11 protein-coding genes are annotated in these 15,911 nt (G+C 71.2%); 5 read left to right on the forward strand and 6 right to left on the reverse strand.

Going from position 1 to position 15,911, the window contains the following annotated elements; all coding sequences use genetic code 11:
- Nucleotides 1-19: 19 nt before the first annotated feature.
- Both AB0H82_RS21375 and AB0H82_RS21380 read left to right on the forward strand, forming a co-directional pair.
- Nucleotides 20-3,691, forward strand: a complete 3,672-nt coding sequence (locus tag AB0H82_RS21375) for a hydantoinase B/oxoprolinase family protein (RefSeq protein WP_362994932.1) — start codon at nt 20-22, stop codon at nt 3,689-3,691.
- Entirely contained in the window at nt 3,672-4,277 is a 606-nt protein-coding gene (locus AB0H82_RS21380; protein ID WP_362994934.1) for an ATP/GTP-binding protein, read from the forward strand. The genes AB0H82_RS21375 and AB0H82_RS21380 overlap by 20 nt, the downstream gene beginning before the upstream one ends.
- Nucleotides 4,278-4,336: 59 nt before the next feature.
- On the opposite strand, the gene glpK is transcribed toward AB0H82_RS21380, so the two are convergent.
- From glpK to AB0H82_RS21405, 5 genes are all read right to left on the reverse strand, one after another.
- The gene (gene glpK / locus AB0H82_RS21385; RefSeq protein ID WP_362994936.1) at nt 4,337-5,857 is read right to left on the reverse strand and encodes a glycerol kinase GlpK; all 1,521 of its coding nucleotides are present in this window, start codon (nt 5,855-5,857) and stop codon (nt 4,337-4,339) included.
- Between the two features lie 32 nt (nt 5,858-5,889).
- A complete protein-coding gene (locus AB0H82_RS21390) occupies nt 5,890-6,645 on the reverse strand; it encodes an MIP/aquaporin family protein (RefSeq protein ID WP_362994938.1) in 756 nt (251 codons plus the stop codon).
- Nucleotides 6,646-7,080: 435 nt separating this feature from the next.
- Nucleotides 7,081-8,271: a lipid-transfer protein gene (locus tag AB0H82_RS21395; protein ID WP_362994940.1), complete on the reverse strand. Its 1,191-nt coding sequence runs from the start codon at nt 8,269-8,271 to the stop codon at nt 7,081-7,083.
- The gene (locus AB0H82_RS21400) at nt 8,268-8,714 is read right to left on the reverse strand and encodes a zinc ribbon domain-containing protein (RefSeq protein ID WP_362994942.1); all 447 of its coding nucleotides are present in this window, start codon (nt 8,712-8,714) and stop codon (nt 8,268-8,270) included. The genes AB0H82_RS21395 and AB0H82_RS21400 overlap by 4 nt, the downstream gene beginning before the upstream one ends.
- A 63-nt stretch (nt 8,715-8,777) precedes the next feature.
- Entirely contained in the window at nt 8,778-9,584 is an 807-nt protein-coding gene (locus AB0H82_RS21405) for a M15 family metallopeptidase (protein WP_362994944.1), read from the reverse strand.
- A 72-nt stretch (nt 9,585-9,656) separates the two neighbouring features.
- Between AB0H82_RS21405 and AB0H82_RS21410 the strand changes: the two genes are divergently transcribed.
- On the forward strand, nt 9,657-10,187 hold the full coding sequence (locus AB0H82_RS21410) for an NUDIX domain-containing protein (protein ID WP_362994946.1): 531 nt from the start codon (nt 9,657-9,659) through the stop codon (nt 10,185-10,187).
- 48 nt (nt 10,188-10,235) lie between these two features.
- Here the strand turns inward: AB0H82_RS21410 and AB0H82_RS21415 are convergent, their stop codons facing one another.
- Nucleotides 10,236-12,599, reverse strand: a complete 2,364-nt coding sequence (locus AB0H82_RS21415; protein ID WP_362994948.1) for a glycoside hydrolase family 31 protein — start codon at nt 12,597-12,599, stop codon at nt 10,236-10,238.
- A gap of 215 nt (nt 12,600-12,814) precedes the next feature.
- Between AB0H82_RS21415 and AB0H82_RS21420 the strand changes: the two genes are divergently transcribed.
- Both AB0H82_RS21420 and AB0H82_RS21425 read left to right on the forward strand, forming a co-directional pair.
- Nucleotides 12,815-14,800: an acetoacetate--CoA ligase gene (locus tag AB0H82_RS21420; protein ID WP_362994950.1), complete on the forward strand. Its 1,986-nt coding sequence runs from the start codon at nt 12,815-12,817 to the stop codon at nt 14,798-14,800.
- A 90-nt stretch (nt 14,801-14,890) separates the two neighbouring features.
- Complete coding sequence (locus AB0H82_RS21425; RefSeq protein ID WP_362994952.1) at nt 14,891-15,784, forward strand: hypothetical protein; 894 nt, start codon at nt 14,891-14,893, stop codon at nt 15,782-15,784.
- The last annotated feature ends 127 nt before the right edge of the window (nt 15,785-15,911 follow it).

The following is a 15,911-nucleotide window of genomic DNA, read 5'->3' on the forward strand; positions in this document are numbered from 1 at the left end:
CGGAAGCGGGAGTGGGAACGTGACTGGCTGGCAGTTCTGGGTCGACAGGGGCGGCACCTTCACGGACATCGTCGCGAGGCGCCCGGACGGCAGCCTCCGCACGCACAAGCTCCTCTCCGACAACCCGGCGCGCTACCGGGACGCGGCGGTCACGGGCATCCGAGAGCTGCTCGACGACGCGAAGACGGGCGACGGCGACGACGCCGCGCCCGTCGACGCCGTCCGCATGGGCACCACCGTCGCCACCAACGCCCTCCTGGAACGCAAGGGCGAGCCCACCGCCCTGGTCATCACCCGGGGCTTCCGCGACGCACTCCGCATCGCCTACCAGAACCGCCCACGGATCTTCGCCCGCGAGATCGCCCTGCCCGAACTTCTGTACGACCGTGTCATCGAGGTCGACGAGCGCGTCACCGCCGACGGCGACCTGCTGCGCGCACCCGACCTGGAGGGGCTGACGGCCTCCCTGCGCGCCGCGTACGACGACGGAATCCGCTCCGTGGCGGTGGTCTGCATGCACAGCCACCTGTACCCCTCCCACGAACAGGCCATCGGCGAGCTCGCCGTCCGCACAGGCTTCCCGCAGGTCTCGCTGTCCAGCGAGGTCAGCCCCCTCATGAAGCTCGTACCGCGGGGCGACACCGCGGTCGTCGACGCCTATCTGTCACCGGTTCTGCGCCGCTACGTCCAGCACGTCGCCGATGAACTCCACGGCGCGCGGCTGATGTTCATGCAGTCGAACGGCGGTCTCACGGAAGCGGGCCGGTTCCGCGGCAAGGACGCGATCCTGTCCGGTCCCGCGGGCGGCATCGTCGGCATGGCGCGGATGTCGGGCCTCGCGGGCTTCGACCGGGTCATCGGCTTCGACATGGGCGGCACGTCGACGGACGTGTCGCACTACGCCGGCGAGTACGAGCGGGTGTTCACCACACAGATCGCCGGGGTCCGGCTGCGCGCCCCCATGCTCGACATCCACACCGTCGCCGCGGGCGGCGGGTCGGTGCTCCACTTCGACGGCAGCCGCTATCGCGTCGGCCCCGACTCGGCGGGCGCCGACCCCGACCCGGCGAGCTACCGCGGCGGCGGGCCGCTCACCGTCACCGACGCCAACGTCGCCCTCGGCCGCATCCAACCCGCCCACTTCCCGGCGGTGTTCGGACCGAACGGAGACCAGCCCCTCGACGCCGACCTCGTCCGGGACCGCTTCACCGCCCTCGCCGAGGAGATCCGCGCGGCGACGGGCGACGACCGCACGCCCGAGCAGGTCGCCGAGGGATACCTGCGGATCGCGGTCGCCAACATCGCGGGCGCCGTCAAGCGCATCTCGGTCCAGAAGGGCCACGACGTCACGCGCTACGCCCTGACCACGTTCGGCGGCGCGGGCGGCCAGCACGCCTGCATGGTCGCCGACTCACTCGGCATCCGCACCGTCCTCGTACCGCCCATGGCCGGTGTGCTCTCCGCCCTGGGCATCGGCCTCGCCGACACCACGGCGATGCGCGAGCAGTCCGTGGAGCTGCCCCTGGAGGCCGCGTCGATGCCGCGCGTCCGCAAAACGGCGGACGACCTGGAGAGCGCGGCCCGCGACGAACTCCTCGCCGAGGACGTGCCGGCCGACCGCGTCCGCGTCACGCGCCGCGCCCACCTCCGCTACGACGGCACGGACACCGCCCTGACCGTCGAACTCACGGACCCGGACGCCATGACCCGGGACTTCGAGGACCGCCACCGCGCCACCTACTCCTTCACCCTGGACCGGCCCGTCGTCGTGGAGGCCCTCTCCGTGGAGGCCACCGGAGGCACCGAGCCACCCGATCTCTCGGCCCTCGCGGGCCCGGCCCGGCCGGGCACTCCGCGGCGGGTCAGCCTCCACACAGGCGGCCGCCGACGCGACGTACCCCTGCACCGCCGCGAGGAGCTGCCGCCCGGCCGGACCGTCACAGGACCGGCGATCATCACGGAAGCCGGTGCCACCACCGTCGTGGACGACGGCTGGCGGGCGTCGACCACGGAAGCGGGCCACCTGCTCATGGAACGCGTCACCGCGCCCGACAGTTCCACCGCCGGCGCCGCGGCCGACCCGGTGCTGCTCGAAGTGTTCAACAACCTCTTCATGTCCATCGCCGAACAGATGGGCGCCCGCCTGGAGTCCACGTCCCAGTCGGTGAACATCAAGGAGCGCCTCGACTTCTCCTGCGCGCTCTTCGACCCCGACGGCAACCTCGTCGCCAACGCGCCCCACATCCCCGTCCACCTGGGGTCGATGGGCACCAGCGTGAAGGAGGTGATCGAACGCCGCGGCACCGGCATGCGCCCCGGCGACACGTACGCCGTCAACGACCCGTACCACGGCGGCACGCACCTCCCCGACGTCACGGTGATCACGCCGGTCTTCGACAGGGCGGGGGAGCACGGCACTCCGGAGACGGACGGTTCTCGCAAGGAGCGGATCCTCTTCTACGTCGCCTCACGCGGGCACCACGCCGAGATCGGCGGCATCGCCCCCGGGTCCATGCCGGCCGACAGCCGCACCATCGACGAGGAGGGCGTCCTCTTCGACAACTGGCTTCTTGTAGAAGAGGGCCGGTTCCGTGAGGCCGAGACCCGTGGCCTGCTCACCGGCGCCCCGTACCCCTCCCGCAACCCGGACACGAACCTCGCCGACCTGCGCGCCCAGATCGCCGCCAACCAGAAGGGCGTCGACGAAGTCTCCCGGATGATCGACGACTTCGGCCTCGACGTCGTCCAGGCGTACATGAAGCACGTCCAGGACAACGCGGAGGAATCAGTACGCCGCGTGATCGACGTCCTTGAAGAGGGCGAGTTCGCCTATCAAACCGACTCGGGCGCCACGATCCACGTCCGCGTCACCGTGGACCGCGAGCAACGCTCGGCGACCATCGACTTCAGCGGTACGTCGCCGCAGCTCGCCACCAACTTCAACGCCCCCTTCGCGGTGGTCAACGCCGCCGTCCTGTACGTCTTCCGCACCCTCGTCGCCGACGACATCCCCCTCAACGACGGCTGCCTGCGCCCCCTGCGCATCATCGTGCCCCCGGGCTCGCTGCTCGCCCCCGAGCCGCCCGCGGCCGTCGTCGCGGGGAACGTGGAGACCTCCCAGGCCATCACCGGGGCGCTCTACGCCGCACTGGGCGTGCAGGCCGAGGGTTCCGGCACGATGAACAACGTGACGTTCGGCAACGACCACCACCAGTACTACGAGACGGTGGCCTCCGGCTCCGGAGCGGGCGACGGCTTCGACGGGGCGCCCGTCGTCCAGACCCACATGACCAACTCCCGGCTCACCGACCCCGAAGTACTGGAGTGGCGGCTGCCCGTCCTCCTGGAGGAGTTCGCCGTGCGCGAGGGCAGCGGGGGCGACGGGAGATGGCGCGGCGGGGACGGAGCCGTGCGCCGCATCCGCTTCCGCGAGCCGATGACGGTCTCCACCCTGTCGCAGCACCGCAGAATCGCGCCGTACGGCATGGCGGGCGGCGCTCCCGGCGCTCTCGGGGCCAACCGCGTGGAACGCGCGGACGGCACCGTCGTGAAGCTCGCGGGCAGCGACTCGGCCGACCTGGGCCCCGGCGACGTACTCGTGATCGAAACCCCCGGCGGCGGCGGATACGGACCGGCCCCGCGCGACACCCCCGAAGCAGGAGAAGTGAGCGATGATCTTCAGGCGCAGTGAGCGCGGCAAGGCCCCCGTGGAGCCGGTCACGCTGAAGATCCTGGTGGCGGGCGGCTTCGGCGTCGGCAAGACCACCCTGGTCGGCGCGGTCAGCGAGATCAGGCCGCTGCGCACCGAGGAGACCCTCAGCGAGGCCGGCCGCCCCGTCGACGATACCCGCGGCGTCGCGGGCAAGCACACCACCACCGTGGCCATGGACTTCGGCCGCATCACCCTCCGCGAGGATCTCGTCCTGTACCTCTTCGGCACCCCGGGGCAGGACCGCTTCTGGTTCCTCTGGGACGAGCTGGCCACCGGGGCGCTGGGCGCCGTGGTCCTCGCCGACACCCGCCGCCTGGAGGACTGCTTCGCCGCCATCGACTACTTCGAACGGCGCTCCATACCCTTCGTCGTCGGCGTCAACTGCTTCGAAGGCGCCTCGCGCTACCCCACGGACACCGTGCGCCAGGCGCTCGACCTCGACCCCGAAGTGCCCGTCGTGCTCTGCGACGCACGCGACCGCGAGTCCGTGAAGGAAGTCCTCATCGACGTGGTCGAACACGCGATGGCAGCGGCCGCGGCTTCCCGCGAACACGCCACGACGTAGCGGCGCACACGCGGCCCGTACCCCCGCCGACCGGGGTACGGGCCGCAGCTCCGTCCGCCTCAGCCCTCGCCGTCCTCCAGCCAGCCGAAGCTCCGCTCCACCGCCTTGTGCCAGTTGTGGAACTCGCGGTCCCGCGACGCGGCGTCCATCCGCGGCGTCCACTCCACGTCCTGCTGCCAGTGCGCCTTGAGCTCGTCGAGGTCGTTCCACACGCCGGTCGCGAGCCCGGCCGCGTACGCCGCGCCCAGACAGGTGGTCTCGGAGACTTTGGGACGGATCACGGGCACGCCCAGGACGTCCGCCTGGTGCTGCATCAGCAGGTTGTTCTTGGTCATGCCGCCGTCCACCTTGAGAGTGGTGATCCGCACTCCGGAGTCCTGGTACATGGCGTCCACGACCTCACGGGTCTGCCAGCTGGTCGCCTCCAGCACCGCCCGCGCGAGGTGGGCCTTGGTGACGTACCGGGTGAGCCCGGTGACGACACCGCGCGCGTCGGAGCGCCAGTAGGGCGCGTACAGGCCGGAGAACGCGGGCACGATGTACGCCCCGCCGTTGTCGTCCACGCTCGCCGCGAGGGTCTCGATCTCATCCGCACTGCGGATGATGCCCAGCTGGTCGCGGAACCACTGCACCAGCGCTCCGGTGATCGCGATGGACCCCTCCAGGCAGTACACGGGCGCCTCGGAGCCGATCTTGTAGCCCACCGTCGTGAGCAGCCCGTTCTTCGAGGGGACAGGCCGGTTACCGGTGTTGAGCAGCAGGAAGCTGCCCGTCCCGTAGGTGTTCTTGGCCGTCCCCGTGTCGTAGCAGGCCTGTCCGAAGACGGCCGCCTGCTGGTCGCCCAGGGCGGAGGCGACGGGCACTCCGGAGAGCTGGCCCACGGCCGTGCCGTAGACCTCGGCCGACGACTTGATCTCCGGCAGGACCGCTTCGGGGATGTTCATCGCCGACAGGATCGAGCTGTCCCACTGGAGCGTCTGGAGGTTCATCAGCATGGTGCGGCCCGCGTTGGTGACGTCGGTGACGTGCCGGCCGCCGTCGGTGCCGCCCGTGAGGTTCCAGATCAGCCAGGAGTCGATGGTGCCGAAGGCGATCTCGCCCCGCTCGGCGCGGGCCCTGAGCCCCGGCACGTTGTCGAGCAGCCAGGCGGCCTTGGGGCCGGAGAAGTAGCTCGCGAGGGGCAGTCCGGTCTGCTCGCGGAAGCGGTCCTGGCCGTCCGTGCCGCCCAGGTCGTTGCAGAGCCCGGAGGTGCGGGTGTCCTGCCACACGATGGCGTTGTGCACGGGTTTGCCGGTGGCGCGGTCCCACAGGACCGTCGTCTCGCGCTGGTTGGTGATGCCGAGCGCGCTCAGGTGGTCGGCGCGGAGCCCGGCCTTGGCGATGGCTCCCGCGACCACCGCCTGCACCTTGGACCAGATCTCCGTGGCGTCGTGCTCCACCCAGCCGGGCTTGGGGAAGATCTGGCGGTGTTCCCGCTGGTCCACGGCGACGATCGCGCCGTCCTGGTCGAAGATGATGCAGCGGCTCGAAGTGGTGCCCTGGTCGATGGCGGCGACGAATTTCTCGGAGCTGTCCGGCATGGCTACCCCTTGGTGACCCTTGGTGAGACGACTCAGAAGGCTGCGTTGTAGATGAGGCCCGCGAGGGCGCCGCCGATCAGCGGTCCGGCCACTGGAATCCAGGCGTAACTCCAGTCGGATGTCCCCTTGTTGGGGATCGGCAGGAAGGTGTGCACGATGCGCGGACCGAGGTCGCGCGCCGGGTTGATGGCGTAGCCCGTGGGGCCGCCGAGGGAGAGGCCGATGCCGACGACCAGGAAGGCCACGATCAGCGTCTGCGTGCCGGATTCGCCGAGCCCCTCGGTGAGCCCGAAGGCCAGGACGGGCAGCACCAGGGCGACGGTCGCGATGACCTCGGTGATGATGTTGGCGACGGGGTTCCGGATCTCCGGGATGGTGGAGAAGATGCCGAGCGTCGGCGTCGGTTCGTGCGCGCCGGCCACCTTGTCCTTGACGCTTCGCGTGACATTGGCGTTGAACTGCGCGAGGTACACGAGATAGGCGAGGACGGCGCCGAGCATCGCGCCCACCATCTGCCCGAGGACATAGATCCAGGCCTTGTCCCACTCGCCGGTGTCGATCGCGATGCCGAGCGTGACGGCCGGATTGAGGTGACCGCCGGAGAGCGGGCCCGCGGTGTACGCGCCGGCGAGCACGCCGAAGCCCCATCCGAAGGCGATGACGACCCACCCGGAGGCCTTCGCCTTCGAATGGCTGAGCGTGACCGCGGCGCACACGCCGGCGCCGAGAAGAATCAGAATCGCGGTGCCGATGACCTCACCGACGAAGATGTCCCCGTTCGAGTACATGGCGGCTCCTAGGCCGTGGCCCGGGGCAGTGCGCCCCGGACCTCCGTGCAGGGTGCGTTCCCACGACCGCTGCCTGGACGGGCCCGGCTGACGCAGCCGGCGGCAGAGGTCTCCCGAACCCCGCCCGGCGTCCATGGCGAGCGTGCCGTCGCAGTCGAATCGCCCATGGGGGATGACCCGGTGAGCAGGCCCTTCGTACAGACCCTTCGCGCGCGCAGACGCTCTGAGCGCGTGGAGCCGAAGTGCGGCGACGCCGACTGACACCCGGAAGTGTTCACCGATGGTGATGGAGCGTCAAGGTCGCGGACGGCAACGGTTAACCGGCGTGTGGGCTTCCCCCACGGCGCCCGTGATGAGCGACCGTCGGCCCCCGCGGACGGGCTCAGGGCACCGCGACGACCGGCAGGGTCAGGGCACCGCGACCACCCGACGGGGTCAGCGCACCGCCACCACTGCGGACCCGTGCCCGAACAGCCCCTGGTTCGCGGTCACTCCCACGCGCGCCCCCTCGACCTGCCGCGCCCCCGCCGCCCCTCGCAGCTGCCAGGTCACTTCGCAGACCTGCGCGATGGCCTGGGCGGGCACCGCCTCCCCGAAGGAAGCGAGCCCTCCACTGGTGTTCACCGGCACGCGCCCACCCGGCGCCGTCACCCCGTCGCGCAACAGCTTGGCGCCCTCGCCCTCGCCGCACAGCCCCAGGTCCTCGTACCACTGCAGTTCCAGGGCGGTCGACAGGTCGTAGACCTCCGCCAGCGATATGTCCTCGGGGCCTATGCCCGCTTCTTCGTACGCCGCCCGGGCGATGGACGCGCGGAACGTCCCGTCGGCGGGGCGCACGACCGCCGCCGAGTCCGTGGCGATGTCCGGCAGATCGAGCACCGTCGTCGGATACGTCGGCGTGACCGTGGACACCGCGCGGATGCGCACCGGATCCGCCGCCCCGTGCCGCCGCGCGAACCGCATGCTGGAGAGCACCAGGGCCGCGGCACCGTCCGAGGTGGCACAGATGTCGAGCAGCCGCAGCGGGTCGGCCACGACGGCGGAGGCGGCGACCTCATCGGCGGTGACGGCCTTGCGGTAGCGCGCGTTCTCGTTGAGCGCGCCCGCCGCCGCGTTCTTCACCTTGACCTGCGCGAAGTCATCCAGGGTGTCGCCGTGCACGGCCATCCGGCGGCGTGCGTACAGGCCGAAGTAGGCGGGGTTCGTCGCCCCGAGAACCCGGAACCGCAGCCAGTCGGGATCGTCCGGCCGGTCCCCTCCGGCCGGCCGGAAGAACCCCTTGGGGGCCGCGTCGGCGCCGACCACCAGAACCACGTCGGCCATGCCCGCCAGGATCTGCGTGCGCGCCGCGTGGATGGCCTGGGCGCCGGACGCGCACGCCGCGTACACGCTCGCCACGCGCGCGCCCTGCCAGCCGAGCGCCTTGGCGAACGTGGCCCCGGCCACGTGACCGGGATAGCCGCCGCGCACCGTGTCCGCCCCGACGATCGAGCCCACGTCCCGCCAGTCGACCCCGGCGTCCGCGAGTGCCGCGCGCGCAGCCGCCACTCCGTACTCGACGAATCCGCGCCCCCACTTGCCCCAGGGATGCATGCCCGCGCCGAGCACCGCCACCTCTCCGGTCATGCGCCCACCCCCACGGGCCGCCAGTGCCAGGTCGTCCACGTCGTCCCGTCGTCCTCGTTCAGCACACCGGGGACGACCTCGACCTCCATGCCGACCTCCAGATCGGCGACGGAGACCCCGGGAACCGACTGCCCGAGCACCACCATGCGCTCGGCCGCCAGCTCCACAGCGATCAACGTGCGGGGCTCCCAGGGAAGTTCCGGGTCGGAGACGTAGGGCGCGGGAGGCCGGTAGCGGCCGTCGGTGTACGACCAGACGCGCCCGCGCCGCGACAGCGGCACCTCGGCGAGCTCCTCGCCCCCGCAGCCGGGATTGCGGCAGAACCCGTCCTCGCGAGGGAAGAAGACGCAGGCGCAGGCAGCGCAGCGCGTGCCCAGCAGGTGGAAGTCCTCACCCTCCCCGGCGAACCAGTTGGCCACTACGGGTGTGCGCGTTCGCGACAAGGCTCCTCCAGGCACTGGATCTGACGGAACGTCAGAAGTGTGCCACGGGGGTTCCTGCCCGCGCTACGCCCCCTGCAACGACCGCCGCGCGACGGGGAAGTCGAAGTAGGTGTCGGGGAACGACTCGGGTTTGTACGTGAAGTGCCACCATTCTTCAGGGAGGTTGACGAAGCCCTGCTTGCCCAGGGTGTTCCGCAGCAGATCACGGTTGGCCCGCTGCTTCCCCCTGATCCGCGGATCGTCCGTGTGCGACAGCGTGTCGAAGCAGTCGAACCCCGTCCCCATGTCCACCGAGTTGTCGGGGAAGCGCTCGTTCCGCGGACCGAAGCAGGGCGTCAGGGGCTCCCCGGGGACGTACGGGCGGGTCGGCGGGGCGGGCAGCCGCACCACCGTCAGATCCACCGTGGAGCCACGGCTGTGCCCGGACTTCTCCGCGATGTAACCGTCCGCGAACAGCCGCGACTTGTCGACATGGGGATAGAACTCCGCCTTCATGCGCTCGTCGGTGAGATCCTCGGCCCAGCGCACGAAGTGGTCGACGGCTCGCTGCGGCCGGTAACAGTCGTACACCTTCAGGGAGTAGCCCTTGCGCAGGAGCGCGCGCTGCGCCTTGTGGAGTGCCTTCGCCGCGGGCTCGGTGAGGATGCACATCGGCTTCCGGTAGCCGTCGATGGGCTCCCCGACGAAATTGTGCGGGGTGAAGTAACGCATCTCCTGGATGATCGTCGGGTCGACGTCGCGCAGCGCGACGAACTCCTCCGGAGCCTTCGGTTCGGGCTTGGCCTGCGCGGGTGAAGGAGCGGCGGCCACGGCCAGCAGAGCGGCGGCACCGACGGCGAGATTCCGCAGAGCGGGGACAATTCCTGTCATGCCCCTGCGTCTATCAGGGTCTCCGCCACCCGCGAAAGACCGACGCATCGGGGATCGGATACAGTCCGCGGCGTGTCCGCAACCCCACACCCCACCAACTCCGGTCCCGGCTCCCACTGTTCGAGCTGTGGAGCGTCCTACGAAGACCAGCCCTCCGGCTGGCCCCGCACCTGCGCCGCCTGCGGCACAGTGGCCTACCGCAACCCGCTGCCCGTGGCGGTCGCCCTCCAGCCCGCGTACGACACACAGGGCACCGGCCTGCTCGTCGTGACCCGCGCCATCGCCCCCGCGCTCGGCGGTCTCGCCCTGCCCGGCGGTTTCATCGACGACAGGGAGGACTGGCGAGACGCGGTCGTGCGCGAGCTGAAGGAAGAGACCGGCATCAGCGTGGAGAGCCGCGACGTCCGCCTGGCCGACGCCATGAGCGCCCCCGACGGATACCTCCTGCTCTTCGGCCTCCTCCCCGCACGCCCCGTCTCCGACCTGCCCGCGCCCGCGCCGACCGACGAGACCGAGGGCTGGGACCTGCTGCGCCGCCCCGGCGAGCTCGCCTTCCCGCTGCACACGCTGGCGGCACGCGCGTGGTTCGAGGGCCGCTACTGACCCGCAGCCACCCCCTCGCCCTCAACGCCCGCCCTCCGTTCACGACCCTCAGCCGTCGAGCCCCCGTACCCGCACCGGACGCCCCGGTGCGGGCCCGTCCTCGCCCCCCTCCCGCTCGACGATCACCCGCCCCGCGCTCCACCGCGTCGTGAACCGCTCCAGCTCCGCCTCCGCCCAGCCGTCACCCGCGTCGGCGACCACGACACCACCGCCGGTACGCCCCTCGGCAGGCGCCCAGACCTCCAGCTCCAGGCCACCGTCGCACCCCCGCACGGGCAACACCGTGCCCGCGCGCGCGAACACCGGGACCCGCGCCAACGGAGCGTCCACCAGCACCTTCCCGGGCCCCTCGTACGCCCTGCCGGTCGCCGTGTCGTACCAGTGCCCTGCCGGCAACCGCACCGACCGCCGTACCGCACCACACTCAAGAACCGGCGCCACCAGCAGCGAATCCCCGAGCAGGAACGCGTCCTCACAGTCCCGCAACGCCCGGTCCTCGGGGTTACCCCACCACAAGGGCCGCACATAAGGGGCACCCGTACGCCGCGCGAGATGGGCGAGCGTCACGAAATACGGCAACAGCCGCCTCCGCTCGACGAGCACCTCGCGCGCGTGCCCCAGCACTTCCTCACCGAACTCCCACGGTTCGCGCCGCCCGGCCCCGATCGCCGCGTGCGTACGGAACAGCGGCAGATACGCCCCCAACTGGAACCACCGCAGATACAGCTCCGGCGACGGACTGCCACCAAAACCACCCACATCAGGCCCCGAGTACGGCACACCGCACAACCCGAGCCCCAGCACCAACGCCAACGAAGCCCGGAGCCCCGGCCAGTCCGAGGACACGTCTCCGGACCACGTCCCTCCGTAGCGCTGCATCCCCGCCCACCCGGAACGCGAGAACAAGAAGGGCCGCTCCTCGGGATGCAGCCCACACAGCGCCTCGTAGCCGGCACGGGCCATCCCCAGGGCGTACACGTTGTGGGCCTCCCGGTGGTCACCGCCACGCCCCTCAAGGGAGTGCCGCGCCGACCGGGGCAGCGTCGTCTCACCGAACGCCGCGAACGACACCGGCTCGTTCATGTCGTGCCAGAAGCCCGCGAACCCCTGCTCAAGACGCTCTTCGTAGAGCGTGCCCCACCACTCACGCGCGCGCGGGTCGGTGAAGTCCGGATACACCGCCTCTCCGGGCCACACCACACCGCGCACCGGCCGCCCCGCGGCATCCCGCACGAAGGCGTCGGCCGCCATCCCGCTGTCGTACGCTTCGACACCCCGCTCGGACTTCACCGCGGGATCGATGATCGAGACGAGCCGGATCCCGTCCCTGCGCAACTCGTCCGCGAACTGCGGCAGTTTGGGGAAGCGCTCCTTGTCGACGGTGAACACCTGGTGCGCTTCGTAGTGGTCGATGTCCAGATGGACGGCGTCCAACGGCAGCCCGCGCTCCTGATAGCCGGCGACGATCCGCCGCACCTCCTGCTCACTTCCGAAACCCCACCGCGCGTGATGGTGCCCCAGCGCCCACGAGGGCGGCAGCGCGGGCGGACCGGTGAGCGACGCCCACGCGTGCATCACGCGCGCGGGAGTACCGACCATCACCCAGCACCGCAGCGGCCCGCCACTCATCCGCACCTCGCACGAACCGGCCCGGTCATGACCGGACCCGTCACCCTGCACCCCCTCGCGCACCGAGACGTCGCCCTCCCACGAGTTGTCGTGGAAGACGAGATGCGTGGCCGCGTCCGCCACCACCATCTGCACCGGCATGGTGATGTACAGCGGATCGTCATCCGGCCCGAAGGAGCCGCCCGGATCGGTGTTCCACAGCCGGTACGTCCCGTTCCGCAGCCGTGGCCCGCGGGACCGCCCGCCCAGACCGAAGAACCGCGCGTCCGCCGCCACCTCCGACCGCTGCACCCAGCGCGCCGCACCCCCCTCGGCCGGCTCCCACCAGCGCGGCGGGAGATCACGGCGCAGCATCACACCGCCCGGCGTGCGCAGCTCCACCGCCCCGTGCCGCGAGACCACGACCGTCGCCCGCTCCGACACGACCCGCCAGCCACCCTCCTTGTCGGGCTCAAGGACGGCCCGCGGGTCCGGCTCCGGGCTCCCGGACGACAACGCGTACGACGGCTCGGGCTCCGCCCCGTCCCAGCCCAGGAAGACCGCTCCGCCGACCGTCACCCGCACCCGCAGCTCGGAGCGGGCGAACCGCACCACACCACCACCGGGCTCCGGCTCCATCCCCGTCACGGCCCCCGGCACCCGCGCACGCTCCACGCCCCGGGGCGTCAGCCCCGTCGCGTCCGCCCGCCACCTGCGCCACGAGGAGCGCACCGTGCGCAACCCCCGCGCCGTGCCGCCCATGCCGACCGCCTTCACCGAACGCACCAGGTCACGACCGTTCATGCTGCTCACCCTGCCACCGAAGAAGCCGTGTGCGGGCCGCGTTCAACTGCCGTTCACCTGGGGCTACGCCACATATCCGACGCGGCGCCCGTGTGCGGCAGACCCTGGTGCGGAAGTCGATCACGTGGCATCGTCCCTTGCAGCCGTGTTCACGCGCACACCCAGCACGTGCGCACCCCGCACGCATACGACGCGTACAGTCCGGGAGCCGCCCCATGACGTCCTCAGCGAACCCTGTGCCGCTCTGGCAGCCGAGCCCCGAGAGGATCGCCGAAGCGCAGGTCACCCAGTTCCGGGCCTGGGCGGCCGAGCACTACGGAGCCCCGGCCGACGGGGGCTACGAAGCGCTGCACCGCTGGTCGGTCACCGAACTCGAAACGTTCTGGAAAGCCGTCACCGACTGGTTCGACGTCCGCTTCACCACCCCCTACGCGCGCGTGCTGGGCGACCGCGCCATGCCCGGCGCCGAGTGGTTCCCCGGAGCGACCCTCAACTACGCCGAGCACGCACTCCGTGCCGCCGAGGACCCCGCGCGCGCGGACAGCCCCGCCCTCCTCCACGTCGACGAGAGCCACGACCCCCAGCCCGTCACCTGGGCCGACCTCCGCCGCCAAGTCGGCTCCCTCACCGCGGAACTGCGCAATCTGGGCGTACGCCCTGGAGACCGCGTCAGCGGCTACCTGCCGAACATCCCGCAGGCCGTCGTCGCCCTCCTGGCCACCGCCGCCGTCGGCGCCGTCTGGACCTCCTGCGCCCCCGACTTCGGCGCCCGCAGCGTCCTGGACCGCTTCCAGCAGGTCGAACCGGTCGTCCTCTTCACCGTCGACGGCTACCGCTACGGAGGCAAGGAGCACGACCGCCGCGACACCGTCGCCGAACTCCGCGCCGAACTGCCCACCCTCCGCGCCGTCGTCCACATCCCGCTGCTCGGCACCGAAGCCCCCGAAGGCGCCCTGGAATGGTCCGCCCTCACCTCGGGGGACACGGCACCCACCTTCGAACCGGTGCCCTTCGACCACCCCCTGTGGGTGCTCTACTCCTCCGGCACCACCGGCCTGCCCAAGGCGATCGTCCAATCCCAGGGCGGCATCCTCGTCGAACACCTCAAGCAGCTCGGCCTCCACTGCGACCTCGGCCCCGACGACCGCTTCTTCTGGTACACGTCGACCGGCTGGATGATGTGGAACTTCCTCGTCTCCGGTCTCCTCACGGGCACCACGATCGTCCTGTACGACGGCAGCCCCGGCCACCCCGACACCGGCGCCCAGTGGCGCATCGCCGAGCGCACCGGAGCCACCCTCTTCGGCACCTCCGCCGCATACGTCATGGCCTGCCGCAAGGCCGACGTCCACCCGGCCAGGGACTTCGACCTCTCCCGCGTCACCTGCGTCGCCACCACCGGCTCCCCGCTGCCCCCCGACGGATTCCGCTGGCTGCACGACGAATTCGCCGACACCCCGGGCGGCCTGTGGACGGCATCGGTCAGCGGCGGCACGGACGTCTGCTCCTGTTTCGCCGGCGCCGTCCCCACCCTCCCCGTCCACATCGGCGAGCTCCAGGCCCCCTGCCTCGGCACGGACCTGCAGTCCTGGGACCCCCAGGGCAAACCACTCACCGACGAAGTCGGCGAACTCGTCGTCACCAACCCCATGCCTTCCATGCCCATCCACTTCTGGAACGACCCGGACGGCACCCGCTACCACGACAGTTACTTCGACACCTACCCCGGCGTCTGGCGCCACGGCGACTGGATCACCCTCACCTCACGCGGCTCGGTCGTCATCCACGGCCGCTCCGACTCCACACTCAACCGTCAGGGCGTCCGCATGGGGTCGGCCGACATCTACGAAGCCGTCGAACGGCTCCCCGAAATCCGAGAATCCCTCGTCATCGGCGTCGAACAGCCCGACGGGGGCTACTGGATGCCCCTCTTCGTCCACCTCGCCGAAGGCGCCGCCCTCGACGACACCCTGCGCGACCGCATCAAGCGGACCATCCGCGAGCAGCTCTCACCGCGCCACGTCCCGGACGAGGTCATCGAGGTGCCCGGTGTCCCGCACACCCTCACCGGCAAGCGCATCGAGGTCCCGGTCAAACGCCTCCTCCAGGGGACACCTCTGGACAAGGCGGTCAATCCCGGCTCCGTCGACCGCATCGAACTTCTCGACTTCTACGCCGACCTGGCCCGCAAGCGCGCCTGACGCAAGCGCCTTCCCGCAGCTCAGCGGCCGTTGTCAGTGCCCCTCGTTACTGTGAGTGAGCATTGATCGACCGTACGCAGGGGGAACATCATGGCGCACACCCGACACGACACCATGCGACGCGCACTGCGCCGCGAAGTCGCCGGAACCATCGGCCTGCTGGCCGACGAGGAGGACTTCGCGGCCATGCGCCGCTACCGCACCTTCACCTTCGACGACCACGAGATCTACCTCCAGCAGGTCGAGGCCCTCCTCAAAACCCTCGCGGCCCAGGGCAGCCACACCACCATCGCGCTCTTCGACCCCCAGGAGTACGAGGAGTACTGCGCGGAGGCCGGCCTCAACCCGGACACCCCGGACAGCCGCACCCGCTTCACCGCCGAACTGGCCTCGGGCGGCCCCACCGTTCCGTACGAGGGCCAGTCCCTCGCCGACCTCGTCCCCGACCTCGTCGACGAGGCGGTCCGCCGGGCCACCTGGGAGTACGCGACAGTGCAGCTCGCCCGCGCCGGCACCTGCGCCACCTGCGGCGAGGACATCGGACGAGCCGCCTTCGCCCGGGCCTCCGAACTGATCACGCGGGCCCTCGACACCTCCCGCCCGGGCACCCGGCACCTCGTGTGCAGCGTCCCCTCCCACCCCGAAACACTTCTCGCCGCACTGCACATCGAGGTCAAAGCCGACGGCCGCGCCCTGCTCGACGACCAAGAGGCCCTGGAGTTCGCCACCGTCCTGGCCGTCGGCATCGCCACCCACCGCGCGGTCGGCATGGTCCTGCGCTCCAGCGCCGAAGGCACCCGCGACCAGGTCCACGGCTGGCGCATGCACGGCGGCCGGCTCCAGCCGCTCAACGCGGCCGAGGTCTTCGACGCCTACTGCACCGACGCCATCTCCGGGGAACTCGTCTCCCCGGAATCCGGCGTCGACTACTGCGCCGCACCCGACCTCGAACCCGACGCCCCCGAAGGAGGACACACCCACTGAACGCGCGAGGGGCGCCCCACCGGCCGGTGGGGCTGAACCTCGCCGCGGACTACGTGAAGCTGGGCCGCCCGGAAGCGGCCCGCAGCCATCTGCGCCGAGCGCGGGGCGCGGTGGGCGCGCTGGAGGA

Origin of the sequence: Streptomyces sp. NPDC050732 (assembly GCF_040654255.1) — a bacterium.
Taxonomy (GTDB): Bacteria; Actinomycetota; Actinomycetes; order Streptomycetales; family Streptomycetaceae; genus Streptomyces.

Coding starts and splice junctions, on each gene's coding strand:
- AB0H82_RS21395 (WP_362994940.1), bottom strand. CDS start 8,271: ATGACCGGAGAGGTGGCGGTGCTCGGCGCGGGCATGCATCCCTGGGGC.
- glpK (WP_362994936.1), bottom strand. CDS start 5,857: ATGCCGGACAGCTCCGAGAAATTCGTCGCCGCCATCGACCAGGGCACC.
- AB0H82_RS21425 (WP_362994952.1), top strand. CDS start 14,891: ATGGCGCACACCCGACACGACACCATGCGACGCGCACTGCGCCGCGAA.
- AB0H82_RS21390 (WP_362994938.1), bottom strand. CDS start 6,645: ATGTACTCGAACGGGGACATCTTCGTCGGTGAGGTCATCGGCACCGCG.
- AB0H82_RS21415 (WP_362994948.1), bottom strand. CDS start 12,599: ATGAACGGTCGTGACCTGGTGCGTTCGGTGAAGGCGGTCGGCATGGGC.
- AB0H82_RS21405 (WP_362994944.1), bottom strand. CDS start 9,584: ATGACAGGAATTGTCCCCGCTCTGCGGAATCTCGCCGTCGGTGCCGCC.
- AB0H82_RS21420 (WP_362994950.1), top strand. CDS start 12,815: ATGACGTCCTCAGCGAACCCTGTGCCGCTCTGGCAGCCGAGCCCCGAG.
- AB0H82_RS21380 (WP_362994934.1), top strand. CDS start 3,672: ATGATCTTCAGGCGCAGTGAGCGCGGCAAGGCCCCCGTGGAGCCGGTC.